This window comes from Tessaracoccus sp. OS52 (assembly GCF_020687685.1).
In the GTDB taxonomy this organism is placed as follows: Bacteria; Actinomycetota; Actinomycetes; order Propionibacteriales; family Propionibacteriaceae; genus Arachnia.
The window spans coordinates 1,847,962-1,869,382 of record NZ_JAJEWM010000001.1 but is presented as its reverse complement, the minus strand read 5'-3'; the positions used below and the strand labels follow the sequence as shown (position 1 = coordinate 1,869,382).

At 69.2% G+C, this 21,421-nt stretch carries 22 protein-coding genes; 12 read left to right on the top strand and 10 right to left on the bottom strand.

Translation table 11 applies throughout. The features are described 5' to 3' along the window. Complete coding sequence (gene fdxA / locus LKO27_RS08850) at window positions 1-318, top strand: ferredoxin (protein ID WP_227737031.1); 318 nt, start codon at window positions 1-3, stop codon at window positions 316-318. A 3-nt stretch (window positions 319-321) separates the two neighbouring features. After that, window positions 322-1,413 (top strand): succinyldiaminopimelate transaminase, encoded by a 1,092-nt coding sequence (gene dapC / locus LKO27_RS08845; RefSeq protein WP_227737030.1) that lies wholly within the window; start codon window positions 322-324, stop codon window positions 1,411-1,413. Here the strand turns inward: dapC and LKO27_RS08840 are convergent. The 8 genes from LKO27_RS08840 to LKO27_RS08805 form a co-directional block, all read right to left on the bottom strand. Continuing rightward, on the bottom strand, window positions 1,403-2,569 hold the full coding sequence (locus tag LKO27_RS08840) for a serpin family protein (RefSeq protein WP_227737029.1): 1,167 nt from the start codon (window positions 2,567-2,569) through the stop codon (window positions 1,403-1,405). The two genes, dapC and LKO27_RS08840, sit on opposite strands and share 11 nt — an antisense overlap. A gap of 214 nt (window positions 2,570-2,783) precedes the next feature. Next, window positions 2,784-3,254 carry a hypothetical protein gene (locus LKO27_RS08835; RefSeq protein ID WP_227737028.1) on the bottom strand — a complete coding sequence of 157 codons (471 nt, stop codon included), beginning with the start codon at window positions 3,252-3,254 and terminating at the stop codon, window positions 2,784-2,786. Between the two features lie 88 nt (window positions 3,255-3,342). After that, window positions 3,343-4,566: a phosphotransferase gene (locus tag LKO27_RS08830; RefSeq protein ID WP_227737027.1), complete on the bottom strand. Its 1,224-nt coding sequence runs from the start codon at window positions 4,564-4,566 to the stop codon at window positions 3,343-3,345. Then, entirely contained in the window at window positions 4,563-5,393 is an 831-nt protein-coding gene (locus tag LKO27_RS08825) for a hypothetical protein (protein ID WP_227737026.1), read from the bottom strand. The genes LKO27_RS08830 and LKO27_RS08825 overlap by 4 nt, the downstream gene beginning before the upstream one ends. After that, window positions 5,393-6,325: a 2,3,4,5-tetrahydropyridine-2,6-dicarboxylate N-succinyltransferase gene (gene dapD, locus LKO27_RS08820; protein ID WP_227737025.1), complete on the bottom strand. Its 933-nt coding sequence runs from the start codon at window positions 6,323-6,325 to the stop codon at window positions 5,393-5,395. Before dapD ends, LKO27_RS08825 begins: the two co-directional genes overlap by 1 nt. A gap of 40 nt (window positions 6,326-6,365) precedes the next feature. Then, entirely contained in the window at window positions 6,366-7,217 is an 852-nt protein-coding gene (locus LKO27_RS08815; protein ID WP_227737024.1) for a MaoC family dehydratase, read from the bottom strand. Further along, a complete protein-coding gene (locus tag LKO27_RS08810; protein ID WP_227737023.1) occupies window positions 7,217-8,626 on the bottom strand; it encodes a 3-oxoacyl-ACP reductase in 1,410 nt (469 codons plus the stop codon). Before LKO27_RS08810 ends, LKO27_RS08815 begins: the two co-directional genes overlap by 1 nt. Then, window positions 8,626-9,873, bottom strand: a complete 1,248-nt coding sequence (locus LKO27_RS08805; RefSeq protein WP_227737022.1) for an acetyl-CoA C-acetyltransferase — start codon at window positions 9,871-9,873, stop codon at window positions 8,626-8,628. Before LKO27_RS08805 ends, LKO27_RS08810 begins: the two co-directional genes overlap by 1 nt. 92 nt (window positions 9,874-9,965) lie before the next feature. On the opposite strand from LKO27_RS08805, the gene LKO27_RS08800 reads away from it, so the two are divergent. From LKO27_RS08800 to LKO27_RS08775, 6 genes are all read left to right on the top strand, one after another. Further along, a complete protein-coding gene (locus LKO27_RS08800) occupies window positions 9,966-10,625 on the top strand; it encodes a TetR/AcrR family transcriptional regulator (RefSeq protein ID WP_227737021.1) in 660 nt (219 codons plus the stop codon). Then, the gene (locus LKO27_RS08795) at window positions 10,622-12,574 is read left to right on the top strand and encodes an acyl-CoA dehydrogenase (RefSeq protein WP_227737020.1); all 1,953 of its coding nucleotides are present in this window, start codon (window positions 10,622-10,624) and stop codon (window positions 12,572-12,574) included. The genes LKO27_RS08800 and LKO27_RS08795 overlap by 4 nt, the downstream gene beginning before the upstream one ends. 19 nt (window positions 12,575-12,593) lie before the next feature. Then, window positions 12,594-13,679 (top strand): succinyl-diaminopimelate desuccinylase, encoded by a 1,086-nt coding sequence (gene dapE / locus LKO27_RS08790; RefSeq protein ID WP_227737019.1) that lies wholly within the window; start codon window positions 12,594-12,596, stop codon window positions 13,677-13,679. Further along, window positions 13,676-14,425, top strand: a complete 750-nt coding sequence (locus tag LKO27_RS08785; protein WP_227737018.1) for a TIGR00730 family Rossman fold protein — start codon at window positions 13,676-13,678, stop codon at window positions 14,423-14,425. The genes dapE and LKO27_RS08785 overlap by 4 nt, the downstream gene beginning before the upstream one ends. Window positions 14,426-14,435: 10 nt before the next feature. After that, window positions 14,436-14,810 carry a hypothetical protein gene (locus LKO27_RS08780; RefSeq protein WP_227737017.1) on the top strand — a complete coding sequence of 125 codons (375 nt, stop codon included), beginning with the start codon at window positions 14,436-14,438 and terminating at the stop codon, window positions 14,808-14,810. 81 nt (window positions 14,811-14,891) lie between these two features. Further along, complete coding sequence (locus LKO27_RS08775) at window positions 14,892-15,059, top strand: DUF3117 domain-containing protein (RefSeq protein WP_227737016.1); 168 nt, start codon at window positions 14,892-14,894, stop codon at window positions 15,057-15,059. A 56-nt stretch (window positions 15,060-15,115) separates the two neighbouring features. Here the strand turns inward: LKO27_RS08775 and glgA are convergent, their stop codons facing one another. Beyond that, entirely contained in the window at window positions 15,116-16,297 is a 1,182-nt protein-coding gene (glgA, locus tag LKO27_RS08770; protein WP_227737263.1) for a glycogen synthase, read from the bottom strand. Window positions 16,298-16,392: 95 nt separating this feature from the next. Here glgA and glgC point away from each other — a divergent pair, with 95 nt between their 5' ends. Then, on the top strand, window positions 16,393-17,619 hold the full coding sequence (gene glgC, locus LKO27_RS08765; protein WP_227737015.1) for a glucose-1-phosphate adenylyltransferase: 1,227 nt from the start codon (window positions 16,393-16,395) through the stop codon (window positions 17,617-17,619). Between the two features lie 13 nt (window positions 17,620-17,632). Here glgC and LKO27_RS08760 read toward each other — a convergent pair whose 3' ends face one another. Further along, window positions 17,633-18,289: an O-methyltransferase gene (locus LKO27_RS08760; protein WP_227737014.1), complete on the bottom strand. Its 657-nt coding sequence runs from the start codon at window positions 18,287-18,289 to the stop codon at window positions 17,633-17,635. Window positions 18,290-18,374: 85 nt separating this feature from the next. Between LKO27_RS08760 and dapA the strand changes: the two genes are divergently transcribed. The 3 genes from dapA (at window position 18,375) to LKO27_RS08745 (ending at window position 21,398) form a co-directional block, all read left to right on the top strand. After that, window positions 18,375-19,253, top strand: coding sequence for a 4-hydroxy-tetrahydrodipicolinate synthase (gene dapA / locus LKO27_RS08755; protein WP_227737262.1), 879 nt, complete (start codon window positions 18,375-18,377; stop codon window positions 19,251-19,253). An 86-nt stretch (window positions 19,254-19,339) separates the two neighbouring features. After that, the gene (gene sigE, locus LKO27_RS08750; protein WP_227737013.1) at window positions 19,340-19,936 is read left to right on the top strand and encodes an RNA polymerase sigma factor SigE; all 597 of its coding nucleotides are present in this window, start codon (window positions 19,340-19,342) and stop codon (window positions 19,934-19,936) included. Window position 19,937: 1 nt separating this feature from the next. Continuing rightward, complete coding sequence (locus LKO27_RS08745; protein WP_227737012.1) at window positions 19,938-21,398, top strand: zf-HC2 domain-containing protein; 1,461 nt, start codon at window positions 19,938-19,940, stop codon at window positions 21,396-21,398. Window positions 21,399-21,421 lie beyond the last annotated feature (23 nt).

Sequence of the window (21,421 nt, the reverse complement as noted above, 5' to 3'; positions counted from 1 at the left end):
ATGACCTACATCATCGGTCTTCCGTGCGTCGACGTGAAGGATCGCGCGTGTGTGGAGGAATGTCCCGTCGACTGCATCTACGAGGGCAACCGCATGCTCTACATCCACCCGGAGGAGTGCGTGGACTGTGGTGCATGCGAGCCGGTCTGCCCTGTGGAGGCCATCTACTACGAGGACGACGTCCCCGCTGAGCAGGCCGAGTACTACGACATCAACGTCCAGTTCTTCGATGAGATCGGCTCCCCCGGTGGTGCCGCCAAGCTGGGCGTCATCGACGCCGACCACCCGAAGGTCGCAGCTCTCCCGCCCCAGGCCTGAGTGATGTCGCTGGCCCGCAGCCTGCCCGACTTCCCGTGGGACTCGCTGCGAGCGGCGCGGCAACGCGCGGCGGAGCACCCCGGTGGCCTCGTTGACCTCTCGGTCGGCACGCCCGTGGACCCCACGCCGGCCCTCGCCCGTGACGCCCTGGCCGCGGCGGCTGACTCACCCGGTTACCCGACGGTGTGGGGGGCGGCCAAGACCAGGGACGCGATCATCTCCTACTTGGAGGGACGCTGGGCGTCGGTGGAGCTGACCGACGAGAACGTGATGCCGGTGATCGGCACCAAGGAACTCGTCGCCTGGCTGCCACAGCTGCTCGCACTCGGACCTGGCAAGGCCGTGGTCTACCCGACGTGCGCCTATCCCACCTACGAGGTCGGGGCCAGGGTTTCCGGCGCCCGCGCCGTCGCGCTGGACGATCCCGCGCAGCTTCCGCCCGACACCGCTCTGGTGTGGATCAACTCACCCGCCAACCCTTCCGGCCGGGTCCTGTCGGCCGACGAACTGCGGGCGTGGGTCGCGGCCACCCGCGCCGCCGGTGCCGTCCTGGCCAGCGACGAGTGCTACGCGGAGTTCGGCTGGGAGGCCGAGGTCTTCTCCGTGCTGGACCCCCGGATCAACGGTGGTGACCTCTCCGGGCTGCTGGCGGTGCACTCCACCTCCAAGCGGTCCAACGCAGCCGGTTACCGTGCCGGGTTCGTCGCGGGCGACTGCGCCGTCGTCGGGGAGCTCATCGCGGCCCGCAAGCACCTTGGGATGATCGTGCCGGCCCCCATCCAGGCGGCCATGCGCGCGCTCCTGGCGGACCAGGCCCACGTCGAGGAGCAGCGCGAGCGGTACCTGTCCCGACGACGCACACTACGGCCGGCGCTCGAGGCGGCCGGCTTCAGGATCGACCACTCCGAGGGTGCCCTCTACCTGTGGGCGACGCGCGACGAGCCGTGCCGCGACACCATCGACTGGCTGGCCGAACGCGGAATCCTCGCCGCCCCGGGAGACTTCTACGGCACCGGGTCACACCAGCACGTCCGCATCGCGCTCACGGCGACGGATGAGCGCATCGCCGAGGCCGCCGCCCGCCTCAGGTCGTGACCGCAGCCGCTGCGTCGTTGACGATCGCCAGGAAGAACGGCCAACCGGTGCGGGTGTCCAGCACGCGCATGATGTAGGGCCGGTCTACGACGAGTTCCATCTCCGTCACGCTGGCGCTCTCCGCGACGGCCACCTCCGTGACGCCGGCGCCGACCGTTCCCTTCGCGGAGACCATGAGCTTGACCTGCTGGCAGAATTGCGCCGCGAACCCGCCGGAGAAAATGCCGTCCAGTTGATCGAACGTCAGCCCCTGTTCGGCCAGCGGCCCCAGCAGGTCCCATTTCGCGGTGAGGTCGCACGGCGGCATGGTGACCGAGACCGAGACCGGAGCGGCTTCGTCGAGGGCCCGCCGGATGTCGTCGAGTTGCTGGGCACTGAGGGAGGCAGGGTCCACGCTCCTGGCGGGCAGGATCACGTCCATGGCGAGGGCATCGTCGTAGGGGAGCCGGACCGCCTCCCAAGCGTCGCCCTCGATGAAGGCGACGTTGAACTCGCCCCGCAACGCCGGCACCGAGGTGAGTCCGTCCGGGCCGTCGAACGGCATCGTGCCCGTGTCGTCGGTGAACACCTCCCGCCAGGCTGCCGCGAACAGGATGGCATCCTGCAGCACCACCTTGATCCGGGGCTCCATGCGGATCCCCGACTCCTCGATGAGACCGGCGGTGTGGGTGCGGGCCCACTCGTCGAGTGCCGCCTTGGCGTCGTCGTAGGCCACGCGCTCGGCCCCGGCGTCGTAGTAGGCGGCCAGGCGCTCGAGGAACCGCTCGCCGACGGGCTTGTCGTCGATGATCACCACTTGGCTGGCCTGGTGGACGACGGGTTCATCGGGCGGGTCGTCGACGTCGACGGAAGCGGGAAGGGAATCGTAGCCGTCCAGCGACTGGCGCAGCGCACCCACCGCTGCGGAGCGCTCGTCCGCTCCCAGTCCGAACAGCGCGTCGAGGCCCGTCAGGGTTTCTCCGGTGGCGCCCTCAGCCAACATCGCGAGCGTGACCCCGAGGGACGACGGCGCGATCACGCGGTTGCGTTCAGCGCCGGCCACCAACAACTCCCAGCCGAGGTCGGCCGTCGTTCGTGCGGCGACGTCGATGCCAGCCGTCGACTCCAGCGGGAGCTCTCGCAGGGAGGCGTCGCTTCGCAGGGACTCGGTTGCCACGGCGCCTCGCGAGCAGGCGCAAAGCCCGACTGCCGCTGCCGCCAGTCCGCCCATGAGTAGAAGTTGACGTCGTGTGAACATTCCCGGGCCCCCCTTGTCGCTGCCTCGAGAGTAGGCTCCGTCGGCGCGCAAATGAACAGTCGGGACACTCTCGTTATCGAATCGACGTCGATCCGTGGGCACCAGCGTTTCCTCGGCCAGGAGACGGGCTGAGTCAGTCGTCGTCACCGTCGGGAGACTGGACCGACTGAGCGGACTGGACGGACTGCGCCGTCTGGACCGTCTGGACCGTCTGGACGGACTGTGTGGTCTGGACGGACTGAGCGGACTGGACGGACTGCGCCGTCTGGACGGACTGTGTGGTCTGGACGGACTGGGCGGTCTGGACGGACTGGGCGGTCTGGACGGACTGGGCGCTGAGCTCGCCAGCCACCTGGGCCAAGGGGCTGTGCAGGGTGGCCTCGCCCATGTTCCCGACCTGCGCGGTGGGGGTGGGGGAGACTGAAGGCGAGGGGGTGGCGGCCGGTGATGAGACGTCCCAGCCGGTGGAGGTCTCAGCGACGGGGCGACGCTCGCTCAGGTCGAGTGGCTCCGGGTTGTTGCCGACGGTGTTGGCGGCCGCGACGCCGATGCCCAGGGCGGACAGGGCGGTGGCTCCGACTGCGATCTTCCAGGTGTTGCTCATGATGTTCCCTCCGGTTGTCGTTGATCCGAGTCTTCCGGGTGGGGATGAGGGGACCCTTACGTCAGGATTAGAGACTTCTCACCGAGGATCAGGCGACGGCATCGGCCGAGTCCAGCCAACCCTCAACCAGGTCCAGGCGGAGGGAGGTCTGCAGGGGCCAGCCGTCCACCTGCGCACGAAACGGGCCCACGGCCAAGGCGAGCAGTCGCGCCGCGACGCGACGTCGCAGGTCCACCGGGTCCAGCTGGCGGTCCCACAACCGCTGCAACTCGAGGGCGTAGGCGCGGACCCTTTGGGGTCGGGATGACATTGCGGACCAGACGCTCAGGTGGGCGAGCATGACGGCGGCGTCGTCCGCGGGCCGGGCCCACCCGACGGTGTCCACGTCGAGCAGACCGACGACGGCGCCGCCGTCGACCAACAACTGGGCCTCGTGGTAGTCGCCGTGCGCGACGACACGCTCGGTAACCAGGTCGCTCCCGATCCGGCCCAGGAGGGAGGTGATGCGATTGTGCTGGGCGGGCAGCAGGTGCGTGAGCAGGTCCGCCATCCGGGGTGCCGCCTCGATCGACGAGGTGACCTCACCCATCCTTGACAGCTCGGGGATCCGACCAGTGAGCCCGACCACCACCTCTGGCGACGGCACCACCTCGCCCGGAGCCTCCAGCGCCTCGCGGAGGGTGGCACCCCGCATGCTGGGCATCACCAGCAGGCCCAACTCGCGCTGGACACCGAGCGGCTCGGGCACGGGGAGGTGGCGGCAGAGTTCGTCGTGACGACGTCGCAGCGACTCCAGCCGATCTGGTTTGACGAGCTTGAGGTAGAGGCGATGGTCTCCCCGTCCGTTGACCTCGATGACGGCGCGACGGGTGGGGCGGTAGGCCTTCAGGTCGGCGCCCGGATCCTCCAGCTCCCCTCCGAGGTCCGCGACGAGTCGCGCGGCCATTCCTGGTGCCAACACCGTCGCCAGGGCGGGCAGGAAGGGGTCGTTCGGGACCTTCCAGACCGTCACCGCCTGGTTGCCGTCACCAACGACCAACGCGCCCGGCGGCGGTTCCAGGGTGGTGGCGACGTACTCGCCGCTGCCCGCGAGCGGTCCGCCCTCGATCTCGGCGAGCCACTGGACGGTGCAGCTTCGCCCGGGCCACCACGTCACCCCTGCCAGGCGGTGGGCGGCGACGGTTCCGCCCGCGGCTGCAGCGGCCGCCGCGAGGGGCCCGGGGATGTCGTCGGTGAGCAGTTCGGCCACGTTCGGCAGCGCTTCGTCCCGGAGAGCCGCCGTCCACTGGGCGCCCGTCCTGGGCGTGATCACTGCCTCAGCCGCAGCTCGGCCACCCCGGGCTGGCCGTCGGGCGAGCCCTCGGTCCAGGCCTGTTCGTTGCCCTGTTCCCAGCGATGCGTCGGGAGTTCGGCTGACACGATTCCGGCGTCGCGGGTGTTCGCCAGCGCGAGGTGGGTGGCGGCCCACAGCGCGGCCTCGTCCTGGGAAGTGAACCTGACCACGTCGCCCTGGACCTCGGTCGACACGCCGGGGACTTGTGCGACCAGCTCCTCGAAGACACCCGGGTCTCCCGGGTTCTCCGTGCGGTCCACGCACACCAACGTCGCCGGCCGCGTGCCGCGCAGGGCACCGGCCACAGCCATGGCATTGGCCTCGTGCTTGCGGTAGGCGTCCGGGTGGCCGCTGCGCTGCACCTGCTGCGCCATCTCGGTGATGTCGCGCTGCTCCCAGTTGTCGAACTTCACCAGTTCCTCGTAGAAGCGCCCCGACGAGTACCACGGGTCCATGAGTTGTTCCTCGGTGCCCCAGCCGTAGGAGGGCCGCTGCTGGAACAGGCCCAGGGAATCCCGGTCGCCGTAGTCGAGGTTGCGCAACCCGGACTCCTGGTACGCGGTGGCCAGTGCAATCACCGCCGCCTGCTCCGGCAGGTCGGCCTTGAAGGAGGCGGCGACGATGATCGCGGCGTTGCGGGACTGTTCCGCGGTCAGGGTGAGGGTTTCCCCGTCTCCCAAGGCCACGTAGCAGCGTTCCCGCACCAGGCGCGTCATCACGTAGTCGTAGCCGAGGTAGGCCCCGATGCCGAGCAGGCCGATCACCAGCAGGACGGCCGTGGTCAGCGCCACCGACTTGCGGCTCATCAGTTGGCGTGCAACTCGGCGTTGAGCTTGACGGGCGCGCCGTGGCGGCTCTTGGCCTGGACGGTGCCCGTGACCGAATCGCGCAGGAACAGCAGGTCGTTCACGCCGGAGAGTTCCCGTGCCTTGACGATCCGGCCGTCGGCGAGGGTGATCTTGGTGCCAGCGGTGACGTAGAGGCCGGCCTCGACGACGCAGTCGTCTCCGAGCGAGATCCCGATGCCCGATTCCGCGCCGAGGAGGCACCGCTCGCCGATGCGGATGACCTCCTGGCCGCCGCCCGAGAGCGTCCCCATGATGGACGCGCCGCCCCCGATGTCGGAGCCGTCCCCGACGACCACCCCGGCCGAGATCCGGCCCTCGACCATGGAGGTCCCGAGCGTGCCGGCATTGAAGTTGACGAAGCCCTCGTGCATGACGGTGGTACCGGCGGCAAGGTGCGCCCCGAGGCGGACCCGGTCTGCGTCGGCGATGCGCACGCCGGTGGGCGTGACGTAGTCCACCATGCGCGGGAACTTGTCCAGGCCGTAGACGATCAGCTGTTCGCCGCGGGCGCGGAGGATGGCGCGCACCCGGTTGACGTCCTCGGGCCGGACGGGGCCACGGCTGGTGAACGCGTTGTTCGGCAGCTTGCCGAAGATCCCCTCGAGGTTCAGCCCGTGCGGCCTGACCAGACGATGGCTCAGCAGGTGCAGGCGCAGGTAGGCGTCCTCGACGCTCGTCGGCGGCTGGTCCAGCGTGATGGCGGTGCGGACCACCTTCGTCTCCACCTGGCGGATGTCGTCGTCGAACTGCGCCTCCACGAGCGCCGACGGCGCGTCGTCGGGGGCGTCGTCGCCGAGCTGCGGCTTCGGGTACCAGGTGTCCAGGACGGCGCCGGTGCTGTGGATGCTGGCGAGGCCCCAGGCGGAGGCGGTGCGGTTCTCGTCTGTCATGCGTCCGATTCTAGGTGACCCGTCCGACGGGGCCACTGCGTCAGGACGTCACCCGGCCCAGCAGATAGGACTTCGTCTCGTCCGAGTTCAGCACCGCGAACGCGAGGTCCCGGTCCGCGGCGAAGCGCACCCTGCCGGGCAATGCGATCGGCTTGGTGAACGCCACCTCGACCGTGTACGCCTCCGGCAGCCGACGCCCCAGTCCGGCCAGCGCCCGCGCGTGGGTCCACATGCCGTGGATGATCGGCCTGTCGAACCCGAAGGGCATGGCCGTCAGCCGGCTCAGGTGGATGGGGTTGGTGTCCCCGGAAACCTTGGCGTACTGCCTCCCCAGGTCCGCAGGCAGCCGCCACTGCTGGCTGGCGGCCACCGCCGGCGCCTCCAGCCGTGGCGTCTGGACCGGCTCGCCGGGCAGCGACTTGCCGACTGCCAGGTAGTTGCTCGTCCCGGACCACACGAGTTCGTCTCCCACCCGGATCTCGCCCAGCAGGTCGAAGGCGACCCCGCGCTTGTGGGGGAGAGCGTTGGCAGAACTCACCTGCAGGCGCAGCACCTCGTCGGCGGTCACCGGCCGGTGGAGCCTCTGCTGGTTGCTGACGTGCACGAGGCCGGCCAGTTGGTACGGGAAATCGGGCTGCGCCATCAGGTACGCGTGCAGGGGGAAGGTCTGGACGTGCAGCCAGGTTGCCGGGACGGCGTCGCGGATGCCGAAGCCGGTGAGCCGCGCGTATTCGGCCAATCGCTCACGATCCTGGTGGAGCGCGCCGACGACGACGCTGCGGTCCGGGAGTCCCGCCGTCGGACCCGGGCGCGAGAGGCTGTTGGCGAGCGCCTTGGCGAACAACCCGCCCAGCCCGGGCAGGGCAGCGAGTTCACGGGTCTCGTGGGCCATCACGCACCCACCAGGTTCTGGCCGCAGACGCGGATCACCTGTCCGTCGACGCCTCCCGAGGCCGGGTCGGCCAGGTACGCGATGGTCTCGGCCACGTCGACGGGCTGTCCGCCCTGTCCCAGTGAGTTCGAGCGCCGGAAGATCTCCCGGCTGACGAAGGGGATGGCCGCCGTCATCTCGGTCTCGATGAAGCCTGGTGCAACGGCGTTCACCGTGACGGGGCGGTCCGAGAGCTCGGCCGCCTCGGCCCGGACCAGTCCCATCACGCCGGCCTTCGAGGCGGCGTAGTTGGTCTGGCCCTTGTTGCCCGCGACGCCGGAGGTGGATGCGATCCCGACGATCCGCGAGTTCTCCGCGAGCCCACCGGGCAGTGCCTGGTCAAGCAGGATCTCGTTCATCCGCAGTTCCGCGGCGAGGTTGACCTCCAACACCTGTGCCCAGCGCTGTTCGTCGAGATTGGCCAGCAGCTTGTCGCGCGTGATCCCGGCGTTGTGGACGATGGCCCAGATCTTCGCTCCGGATCCGTGCGTGCGCACGACGTGCTCGGCGATCCGCCGGCCCGCGTCGGCGACGGTGATGTCGAGTTGGAGGGCCGAGCCGCCCACCTCGTTCGCCACCCTGGCCAACGACTCGCCGGCTGCGGGGATGTCGACGGCCACCACCTTCGCACCGTCGCGGGCGAACGTGGCGCTGATCGCGGCGCCGATCCCGCGCGCGGAACCTGTCACCACCACGATCCTGCCCTCGAAGGGGCGTGACCTGTCGAAGTCCTCGCCGACGGCGTCGCCCGGCTTGCGTGGCCCCACCCGCCAGGTCTGCCCCGAGACGAATGCGGAGCGGCCCTGCAGCAGGAAGTCCAGCGTGGAGTGCAGGTCGGCCGCCCTCGTGCCCTCCCGCAGCAGGACCAGGTTGGACGTCGATCCGCCCCGCAACTCCTTGCCGACGGTCCGGTTGATGCCGTCGATGGCCTGGGCGACGGCGTGGGCCTCCAGCCCCTCGACGGCGGAGGCGTCGGTGGCCACGATGACGATGCGTCCCGAGCGGTCCAGGCCCTTCATCGCGGGGCGCAGCACCTGCCGGAGCAGTTCCAGGTCAGTGATCCTGCGCAGCGCGGTTGCGTCCACCACCAGGGCAGCCGGCCGCGTCTGGTAGGCGGGCGGGACTTCGCGACCCCTGTCGTCCTTCGTCCGGTTCTCCGGCAGGTCGAGCAGGGCGGGCGCCGGTGTGATGCCCAGCTCCGACAACGCCGTGGCGACGACCCCGCCGCCGGACAGCTCGGCCAGCGCCACAGGGCGGAGGTCCACCCGGCCGCGCCGCAGCTTGGGTGGGTCGGCCAGGCCCGCGCGGCGCGCCAGGGCGCGTCCCGGGCCCGTGTTGTAGAGCGTCTCCAGAATGTTGCCGCTGGACATCAGCAGGCCTCCAGGATCGCGGTGACGCCCTGGCCACCGGCTGCGCAGATGGAGATCAGGCCCTTTGACCCCGGACCCTTGGCCGCCAGCAGTTTCGCCAGCGAGGCGACGATGCGGCCCCCGGTGGCAGCGAACGGGTGGCCGGCGGCGAGCGAACTACCGTTCACGTTGAGTTTCGAACGGTCCACGGTCCCCAGGCCCTGCTGTTCCAGGGACTTGATGGTGGCCAGCACCGTCGATGCGAAGGCCTCGTGGATCTCCAACAGGTCGAAGTCGTCGAGAGCAAGGCCGTTGCGCTCCAGCAGCATCGGGATGGCGCGAGTCGGTGCGAGCAGCAGGTCCTCCTCGCCGGTCACGTAGTCGGCGGCGGCCACCGCGCTGTCAACCACCCGGGCCAGCGTCGGCCAGCCCATGGAGCGGGCGTGGCCCTCCTCTGCCAGCAGCACCACGGCCGCTCCGTCGCTCAGTGCGGTGGAGTTCCCGGCGGTCATGCTGGCGTCGGCACCCTTGCCGAAGACGGGCCTGAGTTTCGCCAGCTTCTCGAGCGTGGTGTCCGGCCGCAGGACGGTGTCCTTGGTGACTCCGAGGAACGGCGTGACCAGGTCGTCGAAGAACCCGGAGTCCCACGCCTTCGCGAGGTTCTGGTGTGAAGCGTAGGAGAGTTCGTCCTGGGCCTCGCGCGAGATCTCCCAGCGCTTCGTGGTCAGGGCTTGGGACTCGCCCATGGAGAGGCCGGTGCGGGCCTCGTTCACCGTCGGGGGGACGGGGAGCAGGTCGGCGGGCTTCAAGGTGCCGAAGGCCATGATCTTCTCCGGCAGGGAGCGGGCGGTGTTGGCCTTCAGCAGCGCGCGGCGCAGGCCTTCGGTCACGACGATGGGCGCGTCGGAGGCGCTGTCTGCACCGCCGGCCATGCCGGTGTCGATCTGGCCCAGTCGGATCTTGTTGGAGACGTAGATGACCGCTTCCAAACCGGTGCCACACGCCTGCCCCAGGTCGCACGCCGGCGTGTGGGGAGAGAGGGCGGACCCGAGGACCGCCTCCCGGGTCAGGTTGAAGTCGCGCGAGTGCTTCAACACCGCACCGGCGACGACTTCGCCAAGCGTTTCCCCCGCCAGTCCGAACCGGGCCACGAGTCCGTCGATGGCCGACGTGAGCAGGTCCTGGGCGGAGGCTGTGGCGAACTTCCCGCCGGCCTTGGTGAACGGGGTGCGGTTGCCGCCGACGATCACGGCGCTGCGGCTATCCATGGACATTGCCTCCTGGGGAGCGGTTCTCGGCGTTGAAAAGTGTCTTGCACCGAGAGTAGCAGGTACTCAGAGTTTGGGGTACTCTTGCTCACATGAACACGACGACGGCGTCCGACGGCAGAGCCACGCGCTGGGAGGGTCACAACCTCCAGCGCCGACGCGAACTGGTCGAGGCGACGCTGCGCGCCATCCGCAAGCACGGCCCCGGCGTGGGCATGGACGAGGTGGCGGCCCAGGCCGGCACCTCCAAGACCGTCATCTACCGCCACTTCGGGGGGCGCACGGGCCTCTACACCGCCGTGGTCGAGTCCGTTCAGGACTTCATCCGCTCCAAGCTGGCACCCAGCCTGGATGCCGCCACTGACATCGACCCGTCACGCCTCGTGCGGCAGCTGACCGACACCTACTTGTCGGTCGTCGAGCGGGACCCCGAGATCTACCAGTTCGTCGTCACCCGTCCGCTGGGCACAGACCCCGTCGTGGATCCCGTCACCGGGATCACCGGCAGGATCGGCGACGAGGTGTCTGCGGCCTTCCGGGTCTGGCTGAAGGCCAATGACCTGGACCCGCGGGCCGCCAACACCTGGGGCCACGGCGTGGTGGGCTTCGTCTGGGCCATCGCGGACAAGTGGATCACGACGGGGCACCAGCGGCCCCGGGCAGACATCGTCGAGTTCACCGCACGGCTGTTCGAGCCGGCGTTCGGCAACCAGCGACCAACACCGCGAACCACGGAAGGCAGTACCTCATGATCACCCCTACCGGCCAGGCCCTGAAGGTTGCCCTCGACGGGCGCTTCCACGCACTCAAGGAGAACTGGCGCACGAACGTCACGGCCGAGGACGTCGTCCGCGACCCGTCGCAGCCGATGGCCGAGGCACGCGAGTGGGCGCTGGAGAAGTTGAAGGCCCTGGCGGCGCGCAACTTCGCCGTCGCGGGTTTCCCGAACCATCCCGGTACCGTCGCGGAATCGATCGCCCACTTCGAGATGCTCGCCCTGGGTGACCTCTCGCTCAACATCAAGTCCGGCGTCCAGCACGGCCTGTTCGGAGGTGCGATCACCAACCTCGGGAACTCCTGGCACCACGAGACCTTCATCGACGGCGTCATCGACTGCTCGATCACGGGGTGCTTCGCCATGACCGAACTCGGGCACGGCTCCGACGTGCAGTCGGTGGAGACCACCATCACCTACGTACCGGAGACCGACGAGTACGAGGTGCACTCGCCCACGCCAACCGCGCGCAAGGCCTACATCGGCAACGCGGGCCTGCACGGAAAGATGGCAGTGGTCTTCGGCCAGCTCATCGTCGCGGGCGAGAACCAGGGCGTCCACGCCATCCTCATGGACATCCGCGACGACGACCTGCGCGACCTGCCCGGGGTCGAGACCGGGGACCAGGGGCACAAGGGTGGGCTGCTGGGCGTCGACAACGGGACGATCCTGTTCGACCACGTCCGGGTGCCGCGCCGCATGCTCCTCAACCGCTATGGCGGGGTCAATGACGAGGGGGTTTACGAGTCCCGGATCGAGAGCAAGAACGCCCGGTTCTTCACCATGCTGGGGACCCTCGTGCGCGGCCGCATCTGCGTGGGCAGCGGAGCTGCGATGGCGACCCGGAAGGCCCTGACCATCGCCACCCGCTACGCGCTGCAACGCACCCAGTTCCGGCGTCCGGGGCTGGGGGAGGAGATCGCCCTCCTAGAGTACCAGACGCACCAGCGCAAGCTGATGCCCAACATCGCCCGCGCCTACGCCTACGGCTTCGCGGTCAACGAGGTGGCGGACCAGTTGCAGCGGGTCCACGACGCCCAGGGGTCCGACCCGACGGCGGCCCGCGAGCTGGAGACCAGGGCCGCCGGGCTGAAGGCGACGCTCACGCGCTGGACCAACGACACCTTGCAGGTCTGCCGCGAGGCCTGCGGCGGAGCCGGGTACATGTCGGGCAACGGCCTCACCATGCTGCGCCAGGACGCCGACGTCTTCGCCACCTTCGAGGGTGACAACACCGTGCTGATGCAGTTGGTGGCCAAGGCGCTCCTGCTGGACTACAAGCGCACGTGGGGTGAGATGGACCTCGTCGGTACCGCGCAGGCGGGTGCCAAGCTGCTCGGCGACCGCTTCATGGAACGCACCACCGCCGGATCGACCATCAGCCGGCTGATCTCCAACGCCAGCCTCAAGCCCGAGGCCAGGCAGTTGAGGGCGCGCGGCTGGCAGATCGAGATGCTCGAGTTCCGCGAGCGCCACGTCGTGGCCGCTCTGGCCCGCCGGATGCGGGAGGCGGGCAAGGCCGACGGCGAGGCGGCGTTCCAGGCGGTCAACGCCTGCCAGGAACACATGCTCGAGGCCGCCAGGGCACACACCGACCGCGTGATCCTGGAGGCGTTCGTGGCGGGGATCTCCTCGGTCACCGACGAGTACGTCCGCTCCCTGCTGATCAAGGTCTGCGACCTCTACGCGCTGGGCGTGATCGAGGCCAACCGCGCGTGGTTCATGGAGCACAACGGGTTCGACGGCGGACGCAGCAAGGCGATCAGCGCCGCCGTCGATGACCTGTGCCGCGAGCTGTCCGACAAGGCGCTGGAACTTGTGGAGGGCCTGGGGGTCCCGGAGGAGTGGCTCAACTCGGAGATGCTCCGCCCCGAGCCGCAGCCCGTCCACGACCGGGCGCCGGTCACGAGGGTGTCGGCTGCCTGATCCCGCTAGGCTTCCGGGCATGAGTCTCGACCTTTCCACCGACCTCGTCACGCTCCTGCGCACGATCACCGACGTGGAGAGCGTCTCGGGGGACGAGCAGGAACTGGCGGACCTCATCGAGGAGGCCCTGCGTGCGCTCCCGCACCTGGAGGTGCACCGCGACGGCGACGCCGTCGTCGCCCGCACCAACCTCGGACGCACGGAGCGGGTCGTCATCGCCGGGCACATCGACACCGTTCCGGTGGCCGGCAACCTCCCGAGCAGGCTGGAGGAGGGGGAGCGCGGGCTGCACGTCGTGGGCAGGGGCACCTGCGACATGAAGGGCGGCGTGGCCGTCCAGTTGAAGCTCGCCGCCGAACTAACCGAGCCGAGCCGGGACATCACCTGGATCTTCTACGACAACGAGGAGATCGGCGCCGACGAGAACGGCCTGGGCCGCGTCGCGGACAACTCACCCGAGCTGCTGCACGGCGACTTCGCCGTCCTGATGGAGCCCACCGACGCCCAGATCGAGGGCGGCTGCCAGGGGGCCTGCCGGATCCTGGTGACCGTGCCCGGCAAGGCCGCCCACAGCGCCCGCTCCTGGCTGGGGGTCAACGCCATCCACGGCCTGGCGGAAGTGCTCAACCGACTCAACGCCTACCAGGCGGCGGAGGTCGAGGTGGACGGGCTCGTCTACCGCGAGGGACTGAACGCCGTCATGGTGTCCGGGGGGGTGGCGGGCAACGTCATCCCACCGTCGGCACGGGTGGAGATCAACTATCGCTTCGCTCCCGACAAGCTGCCCGAGGATGCGCTCGCCGAGCTGCGCCGGGTGTTCCACGGCTTCCAGTTCGACGTCACGGACATGTCGCCCGCCGCGCGGCCGGGCCTCGACCAGCCGCTGGCGCAGGACTTCGTGGCCTCCGTCGGTGTCGAGGCCAAGCCGAAGTACGGCTGGACCGACGTCGCGCGCTTCGCCGCCCTCGGGATCCCCGCGGTGAACTACGGTCCGGGTGACCCGGCGCTGGCGCACACCGACCATGAGTACTGCCCGGCCGATCAGCTCGACGCCTGCGCCGAGGGGCTGCGCCGCTGGCTCGGGCACGAGGAGGCGAACCGATGAACGACAGGCGCAGACAAGGTGCGGTAACGCGAAGGGGCCGGGAGAAGAACGCCCCGACCACGGACGAGGCACTGCTGGGCAAGTCCGGTCCTGACTGGATCCACAATGACCCGTGGCGGGTGCTGCGGATCCAGTCCGAGTTCGTCGAGGGCTTCGAGGCGCTCGCCGGGGTGGGGCCGGCCGTGAGCCTGTTCGGTTCCGCCAGGACCAAGGCTGACCACCCGATGTACGCAGCGGCGGAGGAGATCGCAAAGGGTTTGGTCGAGGCCGGTTTCGCGGTCATCACCGGAGGCGGTCCCGGCATCATGGAGGCCGGCAACAAGGGGGCTGCGGAGGCGGGTGGCCACTCCGTCGGACTGGGCATCGAACTGCCTTTCGAACAGGGGCTCAACCAGTACGTACACCTGGGCGTCGACTTCCGCTACTTCTTCGCCCGCAAGACCATGTTCCTGAAGTACTCCCAGGGCTTCATCACCCTTCCGGGCGGCTTCGGGACCCTCGACGAGTTGTTCGAGGCCCTGACGCTGATCCAGACCGGCAAGGTGACGCACTTCCCGGTGGTGCTGTTCGGCAAGGACTACTGGGGCGGTCTGGTCAACTGGGTGGAGGACACCCTCGCAGGGGGAGGCTACGTCTCCGACAAGGACCTGCGGTTGCTGACCCTCACCGACGACGTCGAGGAGGCCGTGGCCGCGATGGGGAGGCCCGGGGCGCCGTCGACGGTTCCCGAGTCCCCGAGCAGCTAGGCTTCGCCTCATGGTTTGGGTGATCGTGGTGCTGGCCATCGTGCTGCTCTCCCTGGGTGCTTGGGCTGGGGCCGGCCGGCTGGGGGAGATGCCCCCGGTGGTCAACGACCGCCCCAAGGGGCGCATCCCGGATGGGCAGGTGGACCAGAGGTTCCTCGACGGGCTGGTCCTGCCGCGGGCCAGTTCTGGTTACGCCCCCTCCCAGGTGGACTCCTTCCTCCAGGGGGTGGCCGAGGGCGAGCACGCCACGGCGGCCGATGTGGTCTTCGACGTCGTCGCCGGCGGCTACGACATGCAGGCGGTCGACGCCGTCCTTGACCGCATCCCCGGCGCACACCAGGCCGCTCCTGTGGAGGAGCCTCCGGCTGAGGAGTCGGAGGCCTGAGGACTGGTCCGCGTGCCCTCAGCGCCAAAGTGCGGAATAATAGGGGACAACCACGCAGAACTCCAAGGATCGAGGTTGGCAATGGCAGCGATGAAGCCACGCACGGGTGATGGCCCCATGGAAGTCACGAAGGAGGGCCGCGACATCGTGATGCGAGTACCCGTCGACGGCGGTGGCCGCCTGGTGGTCGAGATGAACGCGACGGAGGCAACCGCCCTGCTCGATGCTTTGAAGGAAATCGTCGGCTGACGCATCCCAGACTCTGATCGAGCCGCCCCCCGGTGATCCGGTGGGCGGCTCCTTTTTCATCGCCCGGCCAGCGCCGCCTCGTAAACCGCAACCGTCTCGCGCGCGATCTTGGCCCACGAGAACTCCGCGATGCAGCGTTCGCGGCCGGCCCTGCCGTAGCGGCTCGCCAGTTCTGGGTCGCGGGTCAGCAGGTTGACCCGGTCGGCGAAGACCGACTCGAAGTTCTCCACGAACTCCGGGTCGTCGGCGCGGGCCGGGTCGTAGGGGACCAGCAGTCCGGTCTGGCCGTTCATGACCACCTCCGGGATGCCGCCGACGGCGCTGGCGACGACGGCCGTCTCACAGGCCATCGCCTCGAGGTTCACGATGCCCAGGGGTTCATAGATGCTCGGGCAGGCGAACACCGTGGCATGGGTCAGGACCTGCCGCACCGAGGCCCTCGGAAGCATCTCGTTGACCCAGATCACAGGGGCGCTGCGCTGGCGCTTGAGTTGCGCGAAGGCCTCGTCGAACTCCGCTGCGATGGCGGGCGTGTCGGGTGAACCGGCCAGGAGCACAAGCTGGGTGTCCTCGTCGAACTGCGAGGCCGCCCGCAGCAGGTGGACCAGTCCCTTCTGGCGTGTGATGCGGCCGACAAAGACCACCGACGGGCGGTCCGGGTCCATTCCCAGCCCCTCGGCGACGTTGCGGGCGGGATCGGGGCGGAACTCGTCGGTGTCGATGCCGTTGCGAACCACGTGGACCCGTTCAGGGTCCAGGTCCGGGTAGCTCGCGAGCACGTCCTCGCGCATGCCTGCGCTCACCGAGATCACGGCGGCGGCCGCCTCGTAGGCGGTCTTCTCCGCCCACGAGCTGATGGCGTAGCCGCCCCCGAGCTGTTCGGCCTTCCACGGACGGTGGGGTTCCAGCGAGTGCGACGTCACGACGTGCGGCACGCCGCGCAGGAGCCCTGCGAGGTGGCCGGCCATGTTGGCGTACCAGGTGTGGGAGTGGATGATGTCGACGTCGTCGCCCACCGCCGCGGCCATGGAGAGATCCGCGCCGAGCACCCGCAGGGCCGGGTTCGCGCCCGGAGGATAGTCCTCGGCGTGAGCGGTGGCGCCCTCCCTCGGCTCTCCCATGCAGTGCACCTCGACGTCGATCAGCTTGGCCAGTTGGGGCACCAGTTGCGCGACGTGGACGCCCGCGCCTCCGTAGATGGAGGGCGGGTACTCGCGGGTCAGGAGGGACAGCTTCAGGCTCATGGCCCGATCGTGTCACAGTTCGATTTCGCCGGTGGCGTGTTTGTCCCGAACTGGTTGTGAGCGGCATGTCGATGCAATAGGTTCAGGGCATGGCCGCCCGCCCGAAGATCCTGTCCATCGTCCTCGCTGGTGGCGAGGGCAAGCGGCTGATGCCGCTCACCGCAGACCGCGCCAAGCCCGCCGTGCCGTTCGGTGGCACCTACCGCCTGATCGATTTCGTGCTCTCGAACCTGGCCAACTCGGGGCTGACCCGGGTGGCCGTTCTGACGCAGTACAAGTCGCACTCGCTGGACCGGCACATCTCGATGACGTGGCGGTTCTCCACGCTCCTTGGTGCGTTCGTCACGCCGGTGCCGGCGCAGCAGCGGCTGGGGCCGCGCTGGTACCAGGGGTCGGCCGACGCGATCTTCCAGTCGCTGAACCTGATCCGCGACGCGGACCCGGACTACGTCGTGGTCTTCGGTGCCGACAACATCTACCGGATGGACATCTCGCAGATGGTGGAGGCCCACATCGACTCGGGACTGGGGGCCACCGTCGCCGGCATCCGGGTGCCCCGCAGGGAGGCGAGCGCGTTCGGGATCATCGACGCGGCCGCCGACGACAAGATCAAGAACTTCCTGGAGAAGCCCGCGGACCCGCCCGGCCTGCCCGACTCCCCGGATGAGTCCTTCGCGTCGATGGGCAACTACATCTTCAGCCGCCGCGCGCTGGTGGAGGCCCTGCGCGCCGACGCCGAGAACCCCACCGCCAAGCACGACATGGGTGGCGACATCGTGCCCTGGTTCACAGAGCAGGGGCAGGCGCAGGTCTACGACTTCCGCGACAACGTCGTGCCGGGGGCCACGGAGAAGGACATCAACTACTGGCGTGACGTCGGGACCATCGACGCCTACCACGAGGCACACATGGACCTGGTCTCGGTGGATCCCGAGTTCAACCTGTACAACTCCGAGTGGCCCATCCTGACCAACCAGCCGCCCGCGCCGGGCGCCAAGTTCGTGATCCGCGGCCGTGCGGAGGACTCCATCGTCAACCCCGGCTGCATCATCTCCGGCGGCGAGGTGGACCGGACGGTGCTTGGTCCCAACGTCCGCATCGAGAAGTGGTCGCAGGTCGCGGACTCCGTGCTGATGGACGGGGTGCGAGTGGGCCGTGACTGCGTGGTCCGGCGCGCCATCCTCGACAAGTTCGTGACGGTCCCCGATGGCGTCCAGATCGGGGTGGACCATGACCACGACCGCGCGCGGGGGTTCCACGTGTCTGCCGAGGGCGTCGTCGTCATCGGCAAGGGCGTCGAGGTCCCTCGGGACTAGCCCGTCTGCGGGCTCAGTTCTTGACGGCGACCAGCAGGCCGTTGCCGACGGGCAGCAGGGTCTGCTGGTAGGCGTCGGAGTCGCTGACGGCTTGGAGCGCCTCGCGGATGATGATGGCTTCGTCGCCCTCGTTGTCGGGATCCGCCACTTGGTTGTGCCACAGGACGTCGTTGACGACCAGGAGACCGCCACTGCGCAGCAGCCGTTCGGCATTGGCGACGTACTCCACGTACTCCAGCTTGTCGCCGTTGACGAAGACGATGTCGTAGGCCCCGCTGTTCAGTTTGGGAAGAACCTCGAGCGGGTTGCCGGCGATCAGCCGGAAGCGCGACGACGTGTACCCCGCCTCGGTGAGGAGCTTGCGGGCGGGCAGCTGGGCGTCGGTCTCGGCGTCGATGCTGGTCAGGACCCCGCCGTCGGCCATCCCCTCGAACAGCGCCAGCGCTGAGGCGCCCATGGCGGTGCCGATCTCCACCACGAGCTTCGCCTGCGTGGTGGCGGCCAGGACCGTGAGCGTGGCGGCGACGCCGGGGCTGATGGGAGTCAGGCCGCTCAGGGTGGCCTCATCCCGGGCGAGGCGGACACCCTCGGTCAGGGGGACGTAGTCCTCGGCGAACTCCCAGCTCTGCTGGCTCGGTGCTCCGGTGGATTCGGCAGGTGTGCTGTTCACAGGGACACCCTACCGATTGTCCTAGGATGAATGCATGAGCCATGACGCAACCGTCGACACGGGAGACCCTGCTGCGGAGGGCCACATGCCCGTTTTCGGACGGCTGCTGACCGCAATGGTCACCCCGTTCGGCGCCGACGGCGGGGTCAACCACGACGAGGCAGCCAGGCTGGCAGCCCATCTGGTGGACGACCTGGGCCACGACGGGCTCGTGATCAACGGAACCACCGGAGAATCGCCCACCACCTCCGACGAGGAGAAGGCAGCCCTGTTGCGCACCGTCGTAGCGGCGGTCGGGGACCGGGCCAGCGTGGTCGCCGGTGTGGGGACCTTCTCCACCGCCCACACCATCCGGCTCTCGCACGAGGCGGCCGACGCGGGGGCCGACGGCCTGCTCGTCGTCTCGCCGTACTACTCCAGGCCCCCCGTCGACGCGCTGGAGGCCCACCACGTGGCGGTCGCAGACGCGGCGGAGTTGCCGATCATGCTCTACGACATCCCGCACCGCGTCGGGCTGCCGATTCCCGAGGACCTCCTCATCCGGCTCGCCGGGCACCCCAGAATCGTCGCCGTGAAGGACGCCAAGGGAGACGTCGTGTCCTCATCAGCGGTCATCGCAGCCACCGCGCTGGACTACTACGCGGGCGACGACGGCATCATGCTGCCGCTGCTGGCGGTGGGTGGTGCGGGTGTCGTCGGGACGTCCACCCACTTCAGCGGCCGCCAGGCGAGGGCCCTCATCGACGCCTTCGTCGCGGGCGACTCCGCCCGGGCGTTGGCCGCGCACCGGGCCGCGCTCCCGGTCTTCCGCGGGGTCTTCGCCACCCAGGGCTGCATGATGGTCAAGGCTGCGCTGAACGCCAGGGGCTGGAACGTCGGCTCCTGCCGTCCGCCGATGGGTCGGGTGGCCCCCGACAGCCTGCAGCGGTTCCTCGACACCGTGGACCAGCTGCTCGACGCCTGACACCGGGAACATTCCGGGCGCCCGGATCGTTGTACTTGGGTACGGACTCACAGGTTGTTCACAGACAGACCTGTCAGACTTGGACGATGGAGGCGCGACGGGTGTTCAGGGGCAAGGGCAGGAACGCGGCTGCGGAAGCGGCCGGCTGGACTGCGCCCACCTGGTCCGAACTCGTCCGGGACCACTCCGCCAAGGTCTACCGCCTCGCCTACCGGTTGACCGGCAACCAGCATGATGCCGAGGACCTGACACAGGACGTCTTCGTGCGCGTGTTCAGGTCCATCCACACCTTCAAGCCCGGCACCCTCGAGGGCTGGCTCCACCGCATCACCACCAACCTCTTCCTCGACGGGGCGCGCCGCAAGCAGCGCATCCGCATGGACGCGCTGAGCGTCGCTCCGGACCATGTCTGGGGTTCGGCCACCAGCGCCGGAGACCTCCATGCCGACGGGATCCTGGACGCCGACGTCGCCGAAGCGCTGGCCGCCCTGACCCCCGAGCAACGGGTGGCGGTGGTCCTGTGTGACATCGAGGGTCTCAGCTACGAGGAGATCGCCGACGTCCTCGACATCAAGCTGGGCACCGTCCGCAGCCGCATCGCGCGTGGCCGTTCCCAGTTGCGGGAGTCACTGGCCCACCGGGCCCCGGTGGAGGGCCACGAACGTTACCTAGGGGTGTCCTGACGTGACGCAGGCGCATCCACGGGCCGGTTGTGAGAAGTACCGCAAGGACCTCTCGTCGTTCGCCGACCACACCCTGCCTGCCAAGCGGTGGCACCAGGTCGGGTACCACCTCGCGGGATGCGCGCACTGCAGGGACGAATTGGCCGCCATCAAGCGCGTCTGCAGCACCCTGAGCGGTAGCTGCGCCGCGCCGACGTCGGCCACCCCTGACTCCCTGGCCGCACGGCTGGAGCGCATCGCTGGGGAGGCGTCCGACGCGCCGCTGTACATGCCGGCAGGTCCGGGCGGGGCGCTCCCGACGAGGCGCACGGTGCGCCGCAGGCGGATCGGCCAGGGCAGCGTGGCCGCCATCTCGGCCCTGGCCTCCATGTTCGTGCTCGCGCTCCTGTTGGCCCCTGATCCGCCTGCCGTGGCGAATCCGGTGCACCTGGCGCGGGAGGAGTTCTCGCTGTCCATCACCGCGATCAGCGTGAACGAGGCGCTGGGAGCCGTGTTACTGGCACACGAGCGCGGGGCGGTCCTCTCCGATCCCGTGGACCAGCGCCCGCGCAGCAGCATCGTGAGCGCCCCGCGTCGGATCTCTCCCGAATTCGCCGAGCAGGCTCTCTCGGCCGCTCTACGGGCGGACCTGACGTATTCAGGCGTGCAGCGGGTCTGGATCTCCGACGGCGCCGGGGCCTTCTACGTCAACGACGTGCAGATCGACGAGGTCGCAGGGGAGGGTTCCACCCTGCAGGTGTTCGACGCCGCAGGGGACCGTTTCCAGTCCTGGTTCGTTCCGAGCACCGGGTGCTGCGCCTCCAAGAGCCCCGCAGAGTGGAGCTTCCACGAGTACCGGGGCATGGACCAGGTGGCCGGACGCTGGGCGAAGGTCATCGAAGCCCGCGACGGCGACGGTCACAAGGTCTCCCGGTGGTGGGTCGACACCGCCAACGGACTCGTCCTGTGGAATGAGCGTTACGACACCTACGGGCTGCCCACGCTCATCTCCGGTTTCGTGGAGCTGGACCTGGACGAGGCCGACCTCGCGTCCGAGGGGACCGAGCTCATAGTCATGAACTCGACCGCCTCCGCCATCGGCTCGGATCCCAGCTGGTGCATCGGTCTTGAGCATTGTCCCAGCACCCTCGCGGGCATGCCGTTGGTGGCCCATTCCTCCTCCGACGCCGGTGGCCGCGACACGCTCCGCCTGGTCTACTCCGACGGCTTTCGCAGCGTCAGCGTGGGCTGGACCCAGGGGCTGCTCGACGCCGACGGCGCCACCCGCGTGCGCGACGACTCCCGCGGGATGCCAGAGGTCGAGGTCTGGCAGTCGGGCGACGGCGTGGTGTCCGTGGCGACCAACGGCGGACTCGCGGTCCTGAACGATGCCGTGGCCGGCCTCCCGGGCGAGCAGGCCTGGGAACCGACCCTCATGGACCGGTTGTCACAGGGTCTGGCCCGCATGGCCGGGATTAACTGAAACTTCGGCCAGCCGGTAGCCTG

Coding starts and splice junctions, on each gene's coding strand:
- fdxA (WP_227737031.1), top strand. CDS start 1: ATGACCTACATCATCGGTCTTCCGTGCGTCGACGTGAAGGATCGCGCG.
- dapC (WP_227737030.1), top strand. CDS start 322: ATGTCGCTGGCCCGCAGCCTGCCCGACTTCCCGTGGGACTCGCTGCGA.
- LKO27_RS08835 (WP_227737028.1), bottom strand. CDS start 3,254: ATGAGCAACACCTGGAAGATCGCAGTCGGAGCCACCGCCCTGTCCGCC.
- LKO27_RS08825 (WP_227737026.1), bottom strand. CDS start 5,393: ATGAGCCGCAAGTCGGTGGCGCTGACCACGGCCGTCCTGCTGGTGATC.
- dapD (WP_227737025.1), bottom strand. CDS start 6,325: ATGACAGACGAGAACCGCACCGCCTCCGCCTGGGGCCTCGCCAGCATC.
- LKO27_RS08815 (WP_227737024.1), bottom strand. CDS start 7,217: ATGGCCCACGAGACCCGTGAACTCGCTGCCCTGCCCGGGCTGGGCGGG.
- LKO27_RS08810 (WP_227737023.1), bottom strand. CDS start 8,626: ATGTCCAGCGGCAACATTCTGGAGACGCTCTACAACACGGGCCCGGGA.
- LKO27_RS08805 (WP_227737022.1), bottom strand. CDS start 9,873: ATGGATAGCCGCAGCGCCGTGATCGTCGGCGGCAACCGCACCCCGTTC.
- LKO27_RS08800 (WP_227737021.1), top strand. CDS start 9,966: ATGAACACGACGACGGCGTCCGACGGCAGAGCCACGCGCTGGGAGGGT.
- LKO27_RS08795 (WP_227737020.1), top strand. CDS start 10,622: ATGATCACCCCTACCGGCCAGGCCCTGAAGGTTGCCCTCGACGGGCGC.
- dapE (WP_227737019.1), top strand. CDS start 12,594: ATGAGTCTCGACCTTTCCACCGACCTCGTCACGCTCCTGCGCACGATC.
- LKO27_RS08785 (WP_227737018.1), top strand. CDS start 13,676: ATGAACGACAGGCGCAGACAAGGTGCGGTAACGCGAAGGGGCCGGGAG.
- LKO27_RS08780 (WP_227737017.1), top strand. CDS start 14,436: ATGGTTTGGGTGATCGTGGTGCTGGCCATCGTGCTGCTCTCCCTGGGT.
- LKO27_RS08775 (WP_227737016.1), top strand. CDS start 14,892: ATGGCAGCGATGAAGCCACGCACGGGTGATGGCCCCATGGAAGTCACG.
- glgC (WP_227737015.1), top strand. CDS start 16,393: ATGGCCGCCCGCCCGAAGATCCTGTCCATCGTCCTCGCTGGTGGCGAG.
- dapA (WP_227737262.1), top strand. CDS start 18,375: ATGCCCGTTTTCGGACGGCTGCTGACCGCAATGGTCACCCCGTTCGGC.
- sigE (WP_227737013.1), top strand. CDS start 19,340: ATGGAGGCGCGACGGGTGTTCAGGGGCAAGGGCAGGAACGCGGCTGCG.